A 12937-nucleotide genomic window follows, 5' to 3' on the forward strand; every position below is an offset into this window, starting at 1 on the left:
CGGGTACGCCACTGACGTCAAAGGCAGTGGCGTACCCGCGAAAGAGCCCTGGCAGGCAAAGAAGCCTTCAAACCCGCCGACAATCCTCCGGCCCCAGCAACCGCCCGTCCCGCGCCCGCACTTCCAGTTTCGCCACAGGCTCGCCCTTGGCGTTGTCCAGCAGCACCGAACGCGGCTCGCCCGCCGCGAACTGAAACCGCTCCCCCCATTGGCGCAGGCCCACCACGATCGGAAACACCGAGCGGCCCTTCTCTGTCAGCACATACTCCTTGTACGCACTGCCATCCGACGCCGGCTGCAGCGCCATGAGCCCTGTTTCCACCAGCAGCTTCAGTCGCGTGGCGAGGATGTTCTTCGCCAGCCCGAGGTTCTTCTGGAACTCGCTGAAACGACGTAGCCCATCGAATGCATCGCGCAGGATCATCAGCGCCCAGCGGTCGCCGAGCACTTCGAGTGCCCGTGCCACGGGGCATTGGCGGTTGTTTTCGTCGAGCATCGATCATTCCGGGTGAGTCAGTTTGGTTGCAGATTAAAACCAGATTTGCTAGAAATCCAGACTGTGGTTTTATTTTGAAACCAGATTGTCAGGAGCCTGCATGTCATCTGCCCACGATGTATCGTCGTTCCAGCTCACCCGCGGCCTGACCCTGCTGCTGGCCACAGCCTGCGCACTGGCGGTGGCCACGGTGTACTGCGCCCAGCCGCTGCTGGAGTCCATGGCCCGGAGCATGGGCGTGCCGGATCGTCAGGTCGGCTGGGTGGTCGGCGCAACCCAGGCAGGCTATGCACTGGGATTGCTGCTGATCGTGCCGTTGGGCGACCTGCTCGACCGCAAGCGCTTGATCCTCACGCAGTTGCTGCTATCGGCATTGGCGCTGGTCGCGGTCGGCCTGGCCCAGCATTGGGCGGCGCTGTTGGTGGCCATGGGCATGGTCGGGCTGATGGCCGTGGTGGTGCAGTTGATGGTCGCCCAGGCGGCCACCCTGGCGACACCGGTGCAGCAGGGCCAGGTAGTGGGGACGGTTACCAGCGGCATCGTGCTGGGCATTTTGCTGGCGCGGCTGGTGGCGGGGGTCGTGGCTGATCTGGCGGGCTGGCGAGGGGTTTATTTCGCTGCTGCCGGGTTGGCGCTGCTGATGGTTGTGCTGCTCGGCTGGCGTATGCCCGCTGCACGGCCCTTAGGGCAGCGTCAACGTTACCTGGCGTTGCTGCGCTCGATGGCGCTGCTGCTGCGTGATGACCGGCTGTTGCGCCAGCGGGGTGTGTTCGCGTTGCTGATCTTTGCCGCGTTCAGCGTGCTGTGGAGCAGCATGGTACTGCCGTTGAGTGAGCTGCAGTTGACCCACACCCAGATTGGCCTGTTCGGCCTGGCCGGTGTCGCCGGAGCCCTTGCCGCATCGCGTGCCGGGCGCCTGGCCGATCGCGGCCTGGGGCAGCGCACCACGGGGCTGGCGCTGGGGCTGCTGACACTCTCGTGGTTGCCGAGCCTGTTCGTCGGGCAGTCGCTGCTGGCGCTGGTGGCCGGTGTGGTGATGCTGGACCTGGCCGTGCAGGCGGTGCATGTGACTAACCAGAGCCTGCTGCTGGCGGGGCGAGCAGAGATGGCCAGTCGTCTGATTGGCGCGTACATGTGCTGCTATTCGGTGGGTAGTGGGGCGGGGGCGGTGACGGCGAGCTGGGTCTACGGCGAATGGGGGTGGGGTGCGGTGTGTGGGTTGGGGGCTGGAGTCAGCGCGTTGGCGTGGGGGTATTGGTGGTGGCTGCAGCAACAGGACTGACCCACTGCCACAGACCTGCCGCACTTGTGGGTGCGGCGGTGCCTGAGGGAGAGACGTGTCAGAACTTGTAGCCGATGCCCACCATGTAGACCCATGGGTCGACTTCGAGGTTGACCTTGGTCTTGCCCACGCCCAGCGCGCTCGGGCCGTCGATGGTGGCCTTGGTGTCGATATCGACGTACCAGACCGCGGCATTGACCAGCAGGTTGTCGGTCAGCATGTAGTCCATGCCCAACTGCCCGGCCAGGCCGATGGAGTCCTGCACCTTCATGTTGCTGAAGCCCTGCTGCTTGCGGGCGCTGCTGAGGTCTTCATCGAAGAACAGCGTGTAGTTGATGCCGATACCGGCATAGGGCTGGAACTTCGACGACGCTTCCATCGGGTAGTACTGCAGCGACAGGGTCGGTGGCAGTTGCTTGATGTCGGCCAGCTTGCCGTCCAGGCCTCCGCCCAGGCCCTTGACGCCCACGGTGTGCTTGAACGGGGTGGCGGCGAGCAGCTCGATGCCGATGTGGTCGGTGAGCATGTAGGCGAAGGTCAGGCCCAGCTGGGTGTCGCTGTCGAGGGTGGCCTTGGTCCCGGAAACCTTGGCACCGTCGAGCTTGAGGTCGCCGCTGCGCTCGTTCGGGGCGGTGGTGATGGCGCCGGCACGCATGATGAAATCGCCTGCCTGGTGGGCGTGGGCAACGGGGGCAGCGAGCGCCATCGCGACGAGCGAGGCACCGAGCAATGTCTTGTTCATGGAAGCTCCCAAAGGACGTGAGTAATCGAGTAGTCCAATGGTAAGGAGCCGTCCAAACGCATTGTTTGACTCAGCTCAACGAAGCGGGCTTCACGCGGGTGACACAGTGCTCATTTCAGCTCATACGCGTAGATTTTCTCGGCTTCCATCTGGTAACCGGCATCGGCCAGCTCGCTGCTGGTGTTCTTGACCTGCATCCGCCCTTCGATCCAGTAGGGCTGGTAGAGGTCTTCGACGCGCACGCCCATCTCGCTGAAGATGTGCACGATCTGGTTGGACGGCGGTGGCGGCACGTGGATGCAGGCGCCGTAGTAGGGCACCAGGAGAAACTCGGTGGTGCGACCTTCCTCGCTGACCTCCAGCGGCACGATATAGCCGGGCAGCTTGACCTGCTGACCGTCCAGCGCCTTGACCACCGGCGCATCGGGTGCCTGCTGGCGAGCAGCCGGGGCCGACTCGGCCGCCAGCGCGTCACCCAGGGAACTGCCCATCTGCGACAGATCGTGCAGCGGCGTGAGCTGTGGCGGGATGACCGGAGCGCCCTCGGGGATCAGTGCCGGCCAGTCCAGCTCGCGCGGCTCGTCCGCCCAGGCGGGAATGATCAGCACCAGCAGCAACAGCAGGAGGATCTGCAGTGCTTTCTTCGCGGGCAAGCCCGCTCCCACAGGGATCGACATGACAAGCTCTCAGAGGTGAATCGACAGGCCATCGGCCAACGACTGCCGGTAGGCACGCCAGGCCGGCACGCTGCCCATCAGCAGGGCTGCGCCGAGGATGATCGCCAGCAGGGTCCATTCGTGCGGGCTTGGCCAGGCCAGGGGCAGGAACAGCCCATAGCTGGACTGTACCGCGTCCTGGGCCAGAGCGATCCCCCCGTAGAGCAATCCCAGCCCGGCAACTATACCGCTGAGCGCCAGGGCCAGCGCCTCGAGCACCAGCAGCCCGGCGATATGCCAGGGTCGTGCGCCCACCGAGCGCAGGATAGCCATCTCGCGTCGCCGTTCGTTGAGGCTGGTGAGAATCGCCGTGAGCATGCCGATCAGACCGGTCAGCACCACGAACAGCGACACCACGAACAACGCCTGCTCGGCGATCCCCATCATCCCCCACAGCTCTTGCAGGGCCACGCCCGGCAGGATCGCCAGCAGCGGCTCGCTGCGGAACTCGTTGATCTCGCGCTGCACGCTGAAGGTGGCGATCTTGCTGTTCAGGCCCAGCATGAACGCGGTGATGGCTGTCGGGCGCAGGTCCATGGTGCGCGCCTGGTCGGCGCTGATGCGCCCGGCGCCGCGGGCCGGCACGCCGTTCTGCCAGTCGACATGGATGGCCTCCATTCCTGCCAGGCTGATGTGCAGGGTGCGGTCCACCGGGGTGCCGGTGCGCTGCAGGATGCCGACCACGGTGAAGGGTTTGTCGTCGTGCTTGACCAGGCTGATGGTGGCGATGCCGTGGGCCAGCACCAGGGTGTCGCCGAGCTTGTAGTGCAGCGCCTCGGCCACCTCGGCGCCGAGCACCACCTCGAACGGATCGCTGGCGAACTGACGGCCCTGGCTCAGTTGCAGGTGCTGCTGGCGGCCGTACTGGTAATGGGTGAAATAGTCGCTGTTGGTGCCCATCACCCGGTAGCCGCGGTGCGAGTCGCCCAGTGAGATCGGGATCGCCCACTTGACCCGCGGGTCCTTGGCGTAGTGCTCGAAGCTGTCCCAGCGGATGTTGTTGGTGGCGTTGCCGATACGAAACACCGAGTACAGCAGCAGGTTCACCGAACCCGAGCGCGCCCCGACGATCAGGTCGGTACCGCTGATGGTGTTGGCGAAGCTGGCGCGGGCTTCGGTGCGCACGCGTTCCACGGCCAGCAGCAGGCACACCGACAGGGCGATGGCGAAGGCGGTGAGAAACGCGGTGAAACGGCGGTTGGCCAGGCTGGCCAGGGCTAGACGGAGCAGGTACATCAGGCCTCCCGGGGCTTGGCGGCGCGGTTGAGTTCGGCCAGCGACAGGTCGCGGTCGAACAGGGGCGCCAGGCTCTGGTCATGGCTGACGAACAGCAGGCTGGAGCCTGCGGCGCGGCATTCGTCGAACAGCAGGCGGATGAACACTTCGCGGGTGTCGGCATCGAGCGCGGAGGTCGGCTCGTCGGCGATCACCAGTTCGGGCTGGCCGATCAGCGCGCGTGCCGCGGCGACCCGTTGCTGCTGGCCGATCGACAGGGTATCGGCGCGCCGGGCCAACAGTTCGGAATCGCCCAGGCCCAGGTGGGTGAGCAACTGCGCGGCGGCCTGGTGGATGCTGCCGTGACGCTGCGCGGCGCGCTCGGCGCGGCTGCGCGAGAAGCGGCAGGGCAACTCGACGTTCTCCTGCACCGAGAGAAACGGCAGCAGGTTGAACTGCTGGAAGATGTACCCGGTGTGGTCGACACGGAAGCGGTCGCGGGCACCCTGGCCGAGCTCGGCCAGGTTCTGCCCGAGCAGGCGCACCTGGCCCTGGCCGGGCAGGTTGACCCCGCCCAGCAGGCCGAGCAGGGTGGTCTTGCCGCTGCCGCTTGGGCCTTTGAGGAACAGCGCCTCACCGGCCTCGAGGCGTAACTGCGGGATGTTCAGCAATGGCGGCTGACCCGGCCAGGCAAACACCAGGTCATGCAGCTCGATCAGCGGCTGGCTCATTCAGAATGCGACCACGGCCTTGGCCGGAGTGCTTTCGAAGCCCTTCTGGCCGTTCGGGCCGACCAGTTGCACGTTGATCTTCTGGGTTTGCGGGTAAGCCTTGTACAGCGGCGACAGGTCGATCTGGGTCAGCTTGGCCGGGGTCGCGCAGGTCAGCTGGTAGTGCGCGTGGATTTCGCTGTGCTGGTGTTCATGCCCCTTGTGGTCATGGTCGTCGTCGCCATCGTCATCCTTGGCGGCGGGATCGTCGCCGAACAGCGGGCTTTCCAGATCCTGCTGGTCTTCCTTGCAGCCAGCCGCGCTGGCCAGGCCGAACAGCTTGAGCGGTTGTTCCAGCTGCTTGCGCACCGCCTCGACCTTGGCCTTGTCGGCATCGCTGCCGGGCATGTGCTCGAAGCCGACCAGGTTCATGGCCGGGCTTTCCAGGGCCAGCTCCAGGGTGTTGCCGTCCAGGCCGACGTTCAGGCGCGCGACGCCGTGCTCATGGGCAGGCAGGGTGCCGTGGGCATGGTCATGGTCATCATGGGCCTGGGCGACAGCCAGGGGCAGCAGGGCGAAGGGCAGGGCGAGGAGCAGGCGGCGCATGGACGACTCCGAAGGCGGGCGGGAAAGATTTGGTAATGTTATAACAACTTTTCTCGTGGATGCCAGACGCTTGGCGCAGGTTTCATGTCGTGGGAGCATGAAGGCTATTGATTCGCGATTGAAGGAAGGCAGCGTGAGAATCCGAGGACAGATCGGCGATTGGCCGGTGGACCTGACCATCGAGCTGGAGCCGGCGGAGTGGGCCCAGCTCGGGCGCAGGCTCGAAGAGGCGCCGGCTGTGGTCGAGCAGGCGAGTGCGCCAGCGCCTGCGCGGCAGGACGATGGCCAGTGGTCGGCAGCGCGCGAGGTGTTGCGTCAGGCCGGACAGCTCAGCGGGCCGGAATTGCTGGAGCGCCTGGAAGGATTGGCCGGCAGTGTCGCGGCAGGCAAGCGGCTGCTGGTGCGGTTGCGCCACAGCAGTGAAGTGAAGGTGGAAAGCGGGGCGGATGCACCGGTGTATCGCTGGGTAGGGTAGTTGCCGAAGTCGGTGTATGGCTGGATGCCACCTCCTGTAGGAGGTGGCGGCAGCCTGGGGCCTAGAACATCGCCGAAGACAACCGACGGCGGTACACGCCCACCAGCGGATGGTCGCCGCCGAGCAGGTCGAACACCTGCAGCATGGCCTTCTGCGGCAAGCCGTTGTCGTAGGCACGGTTGCGCTGGAACAGCTTCAGCAGCCCGTCCAGCGCGGCTTCGTACTGCTGGCGCGCCAGTTGCTGGATGCACAGCTGGTAGGCAGATTCGTCATCCTGCGGGTTCTGCGCCAGGCGGCTCTTGAGCTCGGCGGCTTCCGGCAGGCTGGCGGCCTGGCGCAGGAAGGTCAGCTGGGCCTTGGCGCCGGCCAGCGCCGCCTTGTGCTCGTCGCTCTTGACCGCGTCCAGTACCTGCTGCGCGCCATCGAGGTCGCCGCGTTCGGCCAGGCAGCGGCCGTAGTAGATCAGTGCCTCGGCATTGCTGTTGTCTTCACCGAGCAGCGCCTGCAGCTGGGCTTCGGCTTCGCTGAAACGGCTCTCGGCGAACAGCGCCTTGGCTTGCTCCAGCGGCGAGGCGGTCGGTGCCGCAGGCATCTGCACGTGAGGCTCGAGCATGGCGCGGATGGCCGACTCCGGCTGGGCACCGGCAAAGCCGTCGACCGGCTGGCCATCCTTGAACAGCACTACGGTCGGCAGGCTGCGGATGCCGAACTGGGCCACCACCTGTTGCTCGACATCGCAGTTGATCTTGGCCAGCAGCAGTTCGCCCTGGTAGCCCTCGGCGATCTTGGCCAGCAGGGGCATCAGCGCCTTGCAGGGCGCGCACCATTCGGCCCAGAAGTCCACCAGCACGGGCTTGTGGAAGGAGTTCTCGATCACCAGTTGCTGAAAATTCGCATCGGTGGCATCGAAGATGTAGGGCGTGGCGGTGTTAGAGGAAGCTTGGCTCATCGCAACTCTCGCAGCTTTCGCAAATTCGGAATGACACCACTATAAAGGCTCGCGGCTGGCGTGGTACAGGCTGACCCGGCGGAATTCGTGCGGCTCGGCCAGGTCTGGCAGGGTCAGGGCGTCGAGTACGCCGAGCGGGCGATAGAGCGGGTGGCTGAAGTCGCGCACCCGCGAGTCGGCGACCAGTGCCTGGCGGCCACGACTCAGGAAGGCGTCGAGCAGCGGCAGGTTGGCGCGGTCGTACAGCACGTCGGCGACCAGGATCAGGTCGAAGCGGTCGGCTTCGGCGAAAAAATCCTCGCTGTAGCCCAGCGTCACGCCGTTGAGCGCAGCGTTGGCGCGGCAGGCCTCCAGGGCCAGCGGATCGAGGTCGCAGGCGACCACCTCGCGTGCACCGGCACGGGCTGCGGCGATGCCGGCTATCCCGGAGCCGGCGCCGAAGTCCAGCACGCGCTTGCCGCGTACCCACTCGGGGTGCTGGGCCAGGTAGCGGGCCATGGCCAGCCCGCTGGCCCAGCAGAAGCTCCAGTAGGGTGGCTCGTCGAGGATGCGTCGGGTCTCGTCGGGGCTGAAGGCGCGGTCCATGTTCCCGGCGTCGATCAGCCACAGTGTGAGGTCGCAGCCCGGTAGTTCGCTGACGACCAGCCGCGCTTCGCCGATCAGGCCGCTGAGGGCCTGTTGCAGGTGCAGCGGGGTCACGTTATGGCGCCTTCTCGAAACGCAGCGGGCCGGTGGCCTGGGTCTGGGCCTGGACGATGCGCTGCGGCGGCAGGTGCATGATCAGCTGGCCGGAGCGGCTGGCACGGCCACGCAGCTCTACGCGCGCGCCGGCCGGGAAGGCCTCGGGGTTGAAGCGCAGGTGGTAGGGCAGGGCCTGGCCGGTACCGGTCAGGTCGCTGCTGGCCAGCAGGCGCTGCGGGCGGCCACGTTCGTCGATCACCAGCAGGGCCAGCTCGACCTCGGCGCCAGCGGGGATTTCCAGCAGGGTGCCGCTCAGTTCGCGCTGGTAGGCCGGCAGCGGGCCTGGCTCGTCGATCTTCCTGACCACCTTGGGCGCCGGGGCTGGCGCGGGCTGTTCGGTCTTCGGCCGGTCACTGCCGCAGGCGGCGAGCAGGCCGGCCAGGCACAGGACGACGAGGGCTCTGTGGTGCATGTGGGGTAATCCTTCACGGGCAGATTTCTCTGGATGGTAACCCCTTTGGCTTGTCTTGCCAGTGGGATGCGCTACCATGGCCCTCCCTTTTTTTGTTGCCTGCCACCATGCACTGTCCCTTTTGCGGTGCCAACGACACCAAGGTCATCGATTCGCGACTGGTCGCCGAGGGCGAACAGGTCCGCCGCCGCCGCGAATGCGTTGCCTGCGGCGAGCGTTTCACCACCTTCGAGACCGCCGAACTGGTCCTGCCCCGGCTGATCAAGCAGGACGGCACGCGCCAGCCCTTCGACGAAGACAAACTGCGCGCCGGCATGCAGCGGGCGCTGGAGAAGCGTCCGGTCAGCGTCGAGCGCCTGGAAGCGGCGCTGGCGCATATCAAGAGCCGCCTGCGCGCCACCGGCGAGCGCGAAGTGAAGTCGCTGGTGGTCGGTGAGCTGGTGATGTCCGAGCTGCGCAAGCTCGACGAAGTGGCCTACATCCGTTTCGCCTCGGTGTACCGGCGCTTCCAGGACCTCGACGAATTCCGTGAAGAAATCGACCGCCTGGCCCGCGAGCCAGCCAAAGAGTAAGCATGTCCAGCCAGACCGCGATCCTTGACGCCCACTACATGGCCCGGGCCCTGCAACTGGCCCGCAACGGCCTGTACAGCACCCACCCCAACCCACGCGTAGGCTGCGTGATCGTTCGCGACGGCGAAGTGGTCGGCGAGGGCTGGCACGTGCGTGCCGGCGAGCCGCATGCCGAAGTGCACGCCCTGCGCGAGGCCGGTGAACGCGCTCGCGGCGCCTGCGCCTATGTCACCCTCGAGCCGTGCAGCCATCATGGCCGCACGCCGCCGTGCGCCGAGGCGCTGGTCAAGGCTGGCGTGGCGCGGGTCGTGGTGGCAGTGCAGGACCCCAACCCGCAAGTGGCCGGGCGTGGCCTGCGCAGGCTGGCCGAGGCGGGCATCGAGGTCACCAGTGGTGTCCTCGAAGCCGAAGGCCGTGCGCTCAATCCGGGCTTTCTCAAGCGCATGGAACATGGGCTGCCGTTCGTTCGCGCCAAGCTGGCGATGAGCCTGGACGGCCGCACCGCCATGGCCAGCGGCGAGAGCCAGTGGATCACCGGCCCTGCCGCACGCTCGGCGGTTCAACGCCTGCGTGCCCGTTCCAGCGTGATCCTGACCAGCGCGCAGAGCGTGCTGGCCGACAACGCCCGCATGACCGTGCGCGCCGCCGAGCTTGGCCTGGACGAGCAGACCACCGCTCTGGCCCTGTCGCGCTCGCCGCTGCGCGTGCTGGTCGATGGCCGCCTGCGCCTGCCGCTGGACGCGCCGTTCTTCCAGGCCGGCCCGGCGCTGGTGGTCACCGCCGCCGCGCCAGACCCGCGCTACGCCGCCGCCGGCCACGAACTGCTGGTGCTGCCCGGCAGCGATGGCCAGGTGGACTTGCCCGCGCTGCTGCGCCTGCTGGCCGAGCGCGGTGCCAGCGAAGTGCTGGTCGAAGCCGGCGCCGGGCTGGTCGGTGCGCTCGCACGCCAGGGCCTGATCGACGAGTACCAGCTGTTCGTCGCCGGTACCTTCCTCGGCTCCCGGGCCCGTCCGTTGCTGGACTGGCCGCTGGAGACCATGGACCAGGCGCCACGACTGAAGATCATCGAAATGCGCGCCGTGGGCGATGACTGGCGAGTCACTGCCATCCCCTTGCCCGCGCCCGGCGTATAATGCCGGGCTAGCCTCGCGCAGCCCGTACCTGAGGAGAACAGCATGTTCACCGGCATCATCGAATCCATCGGCACCATCCGCAGCATGACCCCCAAGGGCGGTGACGTGCGCGTCTACGTCGAGACCGGCAAGCTCGACCTGGGCGACGTCAAGCTCGGCGACAGCATCGCGGTCAACGGCGTGTGCCTGACCGCCGTGGAGCTCCCCGGCGACGGTTTCTGGGCCGACGTCAGCGTCGAGACCCTCAAGCGCACCGCCATGGTCGAGCTCAAGAGCGGCAGTCGGGTCAACCTGGAAAAGGCCCTGACCCCCACCACCCGCCTGGGTGGTCACCTGGTCAGCGGCCACGTCGACGGCGTCGGCGAGATCGTCTCGCGCAGCGATAACGCCCGCGCCATCCAGTTCCGCGTGCGCGCCCCGAAAGAGCTGGCCAAGTACATCGCCCACAAGGGCTCGATCACCGTCGACGGCACCAGCCTGACGGTCAACGAGGTCGATGGCGCCGAATTCGAGCTGACCATCGTCCCGCACACCCTGTCCGAAACCATCATGGCCGACTACCGTGCAGGTCGTCGGGTCAACCTTGAGGTCGACCTGCTGGCCCGTTACCTGGAGCGTCTGCTGCTGGGCGACAAGGCCGCCGAGCCGAGCAAAGGCAGTGGCATCACCGAAAGCTTCCTGGCCGCCAACGGCTTCTTGAAATCCTGATTGAGAAGGGGGTGCCGCGTGGCGCTCAACAGCATCGAAGAACTGGTCGAAGACATCCGCCAGGGCAAAATGGTCATCCTCATGGATGACGAAGACCGCGAGAACGAAGGCGATATCATCATGGCAGCCGAGTGCTGCCTGCCCGAGCACATCAACTTCATGGCCAAGCATGCCCGTGGCCTGATCTGCATGCCGATGACCCGCGAGCGCTGCGAAACGCTCAAGCTGCCGCTGATGGCGCCGCGCAACGGTTCGGGCTTCGGCACCAAGTTCACGGTGTCGATCGAGGCCGCCGAAGGCGTCACCACCGGCATCTCCGCCGCCGACCGCGCCCGCACCGTGCAGGCTGCCGCAGCGAAGGACGCCAAGGCCGAAGACATCGTCAGCCCTGGCCACATCTTCCCGCTGATGGCCCAGCCAGGCGGCACCCTGGCCCGTGCCGGCCACACCGAAGCCGCCTGCGACCTGGCGCGCATGGCCGGTTTCGAGCCGAGCGGGGTCATCTGCGAAGTGATGAACGACGACGGCACCATGTCGCGCCGCGCCGAGCTGGAAGTGTTCGCTGCCGAGCACAATCTCAAGATCGGCACCATCGCCGACCTGATCCACTACCGCATGATCCACGAGCGCACCGTGCAGCGCGTCTCCGAGCAGCCGCTGGACAGCGAGCTGGGCCAGTTCAACCTGGTCACCTACCGCGATTCGGTGGAAGGCGACGTGCATATGGCGCTGACGCTGGGCAAGATCTGCGCCGAAGAGCCGACGCTCGTGCGGGTGCACAACATGGACCCGCTGCGCGACCTGCTGATGGTCAAGCAGCCGGGCCGCTGGAGCCTGCGCGCGGCCATGAACGCGGTGGCCGAGGCCGGCAGCGGCGTGGTGCTGCTGCTGGGCCACCCGCTGGACGGCGACGTGCTGCTGGCGCACATCCGCGAAAGCGCGGGCGATGTGCAGGCCAAGGTGCCGAGCACCTACAGCACCGTCGGTGCCGGTTCGCAGATCCTGCGCGACCTCGGTGTGCGCAAGATGCGCCTGATGAGCTCGCCGATGAAGTTCAACGCGATATCCGGATTCGATCTGGAAGTTGTAGAATACGTGCCCTCCGAGTGACACAGGTGCGCCAGCATTGTCCTGGCGCTCGTGTCCGAACCCTCCCGAAGGCCGCCCGGTGCGGCCTCGCTCTTTAATATGAGAATACCGGAATGACCCTGAAGACCATCGAAGGTACCTTCATCGCCCCCAAAGGTCGCTATGCTTTGGTGGTTGGCCGCTTCAACAGCTTCGTCGTCGAAAGCCTGGTGAGCGGTGCAGTCGATGCCCTGGTTCGCCATGGCGTCAGCGAAAGCGACATCACCATCATCCGTGCCCCGGGTGCCTTCGAGATCCCGCTGGTCGCGCAGAAAGTCGCCCAGCAAGGCGCCTACAGCGCAATCATCGCCCTGGGTGCAGTGATTCGTGGCGGTACCCCGCACTTCGAATACGTCGCGGGTGAATGCACCAAGGGCCTGGCCCAGGTGTCCATGGAGTTCGGCGTTCCGGTATCGTTCGGCGTGCTGACCGTCGACTCCATCGAGCAAGCCATCGAGCGTTCCGGCACCAAGGCCGGTAACAAAGGTGCCGAAGCTGCCCTGTCCGCCTTGGAAATGGTCAGCCTGCTGGCGCAGTTGGAGGCCAAGTGATTAGCGACGACAGCGATCGTTTCAACCCGCGCGATCCAAAACCTGCGGATGCCGGCAAGCCCTCCAAGAGCGCCAAGCGCCGCGAAGCCCGCAAGCTCGCCACGCAAGCGCTCTACCAGTGGCACATGGCGCAGCATTCGCTGAACGAGATCGAGGCTCAATTCCGGGTCGATAACGATTTCTCCGATGTCGACGGTGCCTATTTCCGCGAAATCCTCCATGGCGTTCCGGCGATCAAGGGCGAAATCGACGGCGCGCTCAAGCCTTGCATGGACCTGGCCCTGGACGAACTCGATCCGGTCGAGCTGGCCGTGCTGCGCCTGTCCACCTGGGAGTTCATCAAGCGCGTCGACGTTCCGTACCGCGTGGTGATCAACGAAGGCGTGGAACTGGCCAAGGTCTTCGGCGCCACTGATGGCCACAAGTTCGTCAACGGTGTGCTCGACAAGCTCGCGCCCGCCCTGCGCGAAGCCGAAGTCAAGGCCAACAAGCGCTGATCGC

Annotated in this window: 17 protein-coding genes; 8 read left to right on the forward strand and 9 right to left on the reverse strand. The window is 66.3% G+C overall.

Annotation, left to right across the window (positions count from 1 at the left end):
- Positions 1-67: 67 nt before the first annotated feature.
- The gene (locus AC1TXO_RS02815) at positions 68-496 is read right to left on the reverse strand and encodes a winged helix-turn-helix transcriptional regulator (protein ID WP_486404944.1); all 429 of its coding nucleotides are present in this window, start codon (positions 494-496) and stop codon (positions 68-70) included.
- A gap of 100 nt (positions 497-596) precedes the next feature.
- On the opposite strand from AC1TXO_RS02815, the gene AC1TXO_RS02820 reads away from it, so the two are divergent.
- A complete protein-coding gene (locus tag AC1TXO_RS02820) occupies positions 597-1778 on the forward strand; it encodes an MFS transporter (RefSeq protein ID WP_486404945.1) in 1182 nt (393 codons plus the stop codon).
- A gap of 58 nt (positions 1779-1836) precedes the next feature.
- Here AC1TXO_RS02820 and AC1TXO_RS02825 read toward each other — a convergent pair whose 3' ends face one another.
- The 5 genes from AC1TXO_RS02825 to AC1TXO_RS02845 all read right to left on the reverse strand — a co-directional run bounded on the left by AC1TXO_RS02825 (position 1837) and on the right by AC1TXO_RS02845 (position 5767).
- Positions 1837-2520 (reverse strand): OmpW/AlkL family protein, encoded by a 684-nt coding sequence (locus tag AC1TXO_RS02825; protein WP_486404946.1) that lies wholly within the window; start codon positions 2518-2520, stop codon positions 1837-1839.
- A 110-nt stretch (positions 2521-2630) separates the two neighbouring features.
- Positions 2631-3155 carry a DUF3299 domain-containing protein gene (locus AC1TXO_RS02830; RefSeq protein WP_486406778.1) on the reverse strand — a complete coding sequence of 175 codons (525 nt, stop codon included), beginning with the start codon at positions 3153-3155 and terminating at the stop codon, positions 2631-2633.
- Positions 3156-3206: 51 nt separating this feature from the next.
- Entirely contained in the window at positions 3207-4472 is a 1266-nt protein-coding gene (locus AC1TXO_RS02835; protein WP_486404947.1) for an ABC transporter permease, read from the reverse strand.
- Positions 4472-5182 (reverse strand): ATP-binding cassette domain-containing protein, encoded by a 711-nt coding sequence (locus AC1TXO_RS02840; RefSeq protein ID WP_486404948.1) that lies wholly within the window; start codon positions 5180-5182, stop codon positions 4472-4474. The genes AC1TXO_RS02835 and AC1TXO_RS02840 overlap by 1 nt, the downstream gene beginning before the upstream one ends.
- Positions 5183-5767 (reverse strand): DUF2796 domain-containing protein, encoded by a 585-nt coding sequence (locus AC1TXO_RS02845; protein WP_486404949.1) that lies wholly within the window; start codon positions 5765-5767, stop codon positions 5183-5185.
- A gap of 133 nt (positions 5768-5900) precedes the next feature.
- Between AC1TXO_RS02845 and AC1TXO_RS02850 the strand changes: the two genes are divergently transcribed.
- Positions 5901-6242, forward strand: coding sequence for a hypothetical protein (locus AC1TXO_RS02850; RefSeq protein WP_486404950.1), 342 nt, complete (start codon positions 5901-5903; stop codon positions 6240-6242).
- A gap of 61 nt (positions 6243-6303) precedes the next feature.
- Here the strand turns inward: AC1TXO_RS02850 and trxA are convergent, their stop codons facing one another.
- Genes trxA through AC1TXO_RS02865 form a run of 3 tightly spaced genes read right to left on the reverse strand, consistent with a single transcriptional unit; the run spans position 6304 to position 8344 of the window.
- On the reverse strand, positions 6304-7191 hold the full coding sequence (gene trxA, locus AC1TXO_RS02855; RefSeq protein ID WP_486404951.1) for a thioredoxin: 888 nt from the start codon (positions 7189-7191) through the stop codon (positions 6304-6306).
- A 39-nt stretch (positions 7192-7230) separates the two neighbouring features.
- Positions 7231-7890, reverse strand: a complete 660-nt coding sequence (locus AC1TXO_RS02860; RefSeq protein WP_486404952.1) for a class I SAM-dependent methyltransferase — start codon at positions 7888-7890, stop codon at positions 7231-7233.
- 1 nt (position 7891) lies between these two features.
- Positions 7892-8344, reverse strand: a complete 453-nt coding sequence (locus AC1TXO_RS02865; RefSeq protein ID WP_486404953.1) for a hypothetical protein — start codon at positions 8342-8344, stop codon at positions 7892-7894.
- A gap of 107 nt (positions 8345-8451) precedes the next feature.
- Between AC1TXO_RS02865 and nrdR the strand changes: the two genes are divergently transcribed.
- The 6 genes from nrdR to nusB all read left to right on the forward strand — a co-directional run bounded on the left by nrdR (position 8452) and on the right by nusB (position 12933).
- Positions 8452-8916 (forward strand): transcriptional regulator NrdR, encoded by a 465-nt coding sequence (gene nrdR, locus AC1TXO_RS02870; protein WP_186669174.1) that lies wholly within the window; start codon positions 8452-8454, stop codon positions 8914-8916.
- A gap of 2 nt (positions 8917-8918) precedes the next feature.
- Positions 8919-10049: a bifunctional diaminohydroxyphosphoribosylaminopyrimidine deaminase/5-amino-6-(5-phosphoribosylamino)uracil reductase RibD gene (gene ribD / locus AC1TXO_RS02875; protein ID WP_486404954.1), complete on the forward strand. Its 1131-nt coding sequence runs from the start codon at positions 8919-8921 to the stop codon at positions 10047-10049.
- A 42-nt stretch (positions 10050-10091) separates the two neighbouring features.
- Positions 10092-10757, forward strand: a complete 666-nt coding sequence (locus AC1TXO_RS02880) for a riboflavin synthase (protein ID WP_054893597.1) — start codon at positions 10092-10094, stop codon at positions 10755-10757.
- A gap of 18 nt (positions 10758-10775) precedes the next feature.
- The gene (gene ribBA / locus AC1TXO_RS02885; protein ID WP_486404955.1) at positions 10776-11867 is read left to right on the forward strand and encodes a bifunctional 3,4-dihydroxy-2-butanone-4-phosphate synthase/GTP cyclohydrolase II; all 1092 of its coding nucleotides are present in this window, start codon (positions 10776-10778) and stop codon (positions 11865-11867) included.
- Positions 11868-11959: 92 nt separating this feature from the next.
- A complete protein-coding gene (ribH, locus tag AC1TXO_RS02890; protein ID WP_486404956.1) occupies positions 11960-12436 on the forward strand; it encodes a 6,7-dimethyl-8-ribityllumazine synthase in 477 nt (158 codons plus the stop codon).
- Entirely contained in the window at positions 12433-12933 is a 501-nt protein-coding gene (gene nusB / locus AC1TXO_RS02895) for a transcription antitermination factor NusB (protein WP_486404957.1), read from the forward strand. The genes ribH and nusB overlap by 4 nt, the downstream gene beginning before the upstream one ends.
- The last annotated feature ends 4 nt before the right edge of the window (positions 12934-12937 follow it).

The organism is Pseudomonas sp. FA117 (assembly GCF_057370475.1).

What these genes read in the sequence shown, in the direction of transcription:
- trxA (WP_486404951.1), bottom strand. Translation starts at nt 7,191, where the DNA reads ATGAGCCAAGCTTCCTCTAACACCGCCACGCCCTACATCTTCGATGCC.
- AC1TXO_RS02865 (WP_486404953.1), bottom strand. Translation starts at nt 8,344, where the DNA reads ATGCACCACAGAGCCCTCGTCGTCCTGTGCCTGGCCGGCCTGCTCGCC.
- AC1TXO_RS02825 (WP_486404946.1), bottom strand. Translation starts at nt 2,520, where the DNA reads ATGAACAAGACATTGCTCGGTGCCTCGCTCGTCGCGATGGCGCTCGCT.
- ribD (WP_486404954.1), top strand. Translation starts at nt 8,919, where the DNA reads ATGTCCAGCCAGACCGCGATCCTTGACGCCCACTACATGGCCCGGGCC.
- AC1TXO_RS02815 (WP_486404944.1), bottom strand. Translation starts at nt 496, where the DNA reads ATGCTCGACGAAAACAACCGCCAATGCCCCGTGGCACGGGCACTCGAA.
- AC1TXO_RS02820 (WP_486404945.1), top strand. Translation starts at nt 597, where the DNA reads ATGTCATCTGCCCACGATGTATCGTCGTTCCAGCTCACCCGCGGCCTG.
- ribH (WP_486404956.1), top strand. Translation starts at nt 11,960, where the DNA reads ATGACCCTGAAGACCATCGAAGGTACCTTCATCGCCCCCAAAGGTCGC.
- AC1TXO_RS02840 (WP_486404948.1), bottom strand. Translation starts at nt 5,182, where the DNA reads ATGAGCCAGCCGCTGATCGAGCTGCATGACCTGGTGTTTGCCTGGCCG.
- AC1TXO_RS02835 (WP_486404947.1), bottom strand. Translation starts at nt 4,472, where the DNA reads ATGTACCTGCTCCGTCTAGCCCTGGCCAGCCTGGCCAACCGCCGTTTC.
- nrdR (WP_186669174.1), top strand. Translation starts at nt 8,452, where the DNA reads ATGCACTGTCCCTTTTGCGGTGCCAACGACACCAAGGTCATCGATTCG.
- AC1TXO_RS02880 (WP_054893597.1), top strand. Translation starts at nt 10,092, where the DNA reads ATGTTCACCGGCATCATCGAATCCATCGGCACCATCCGCAGCATGACC.
- AC1TXO_RS02845 (WP_486404949.1), bottom strand. Translation starts at nt 5,767, where the DNA reads ATGCGCCGCCTGCTCCTCGCCCTGCCCTTCGCCCTGCTGCCCCTGGCT.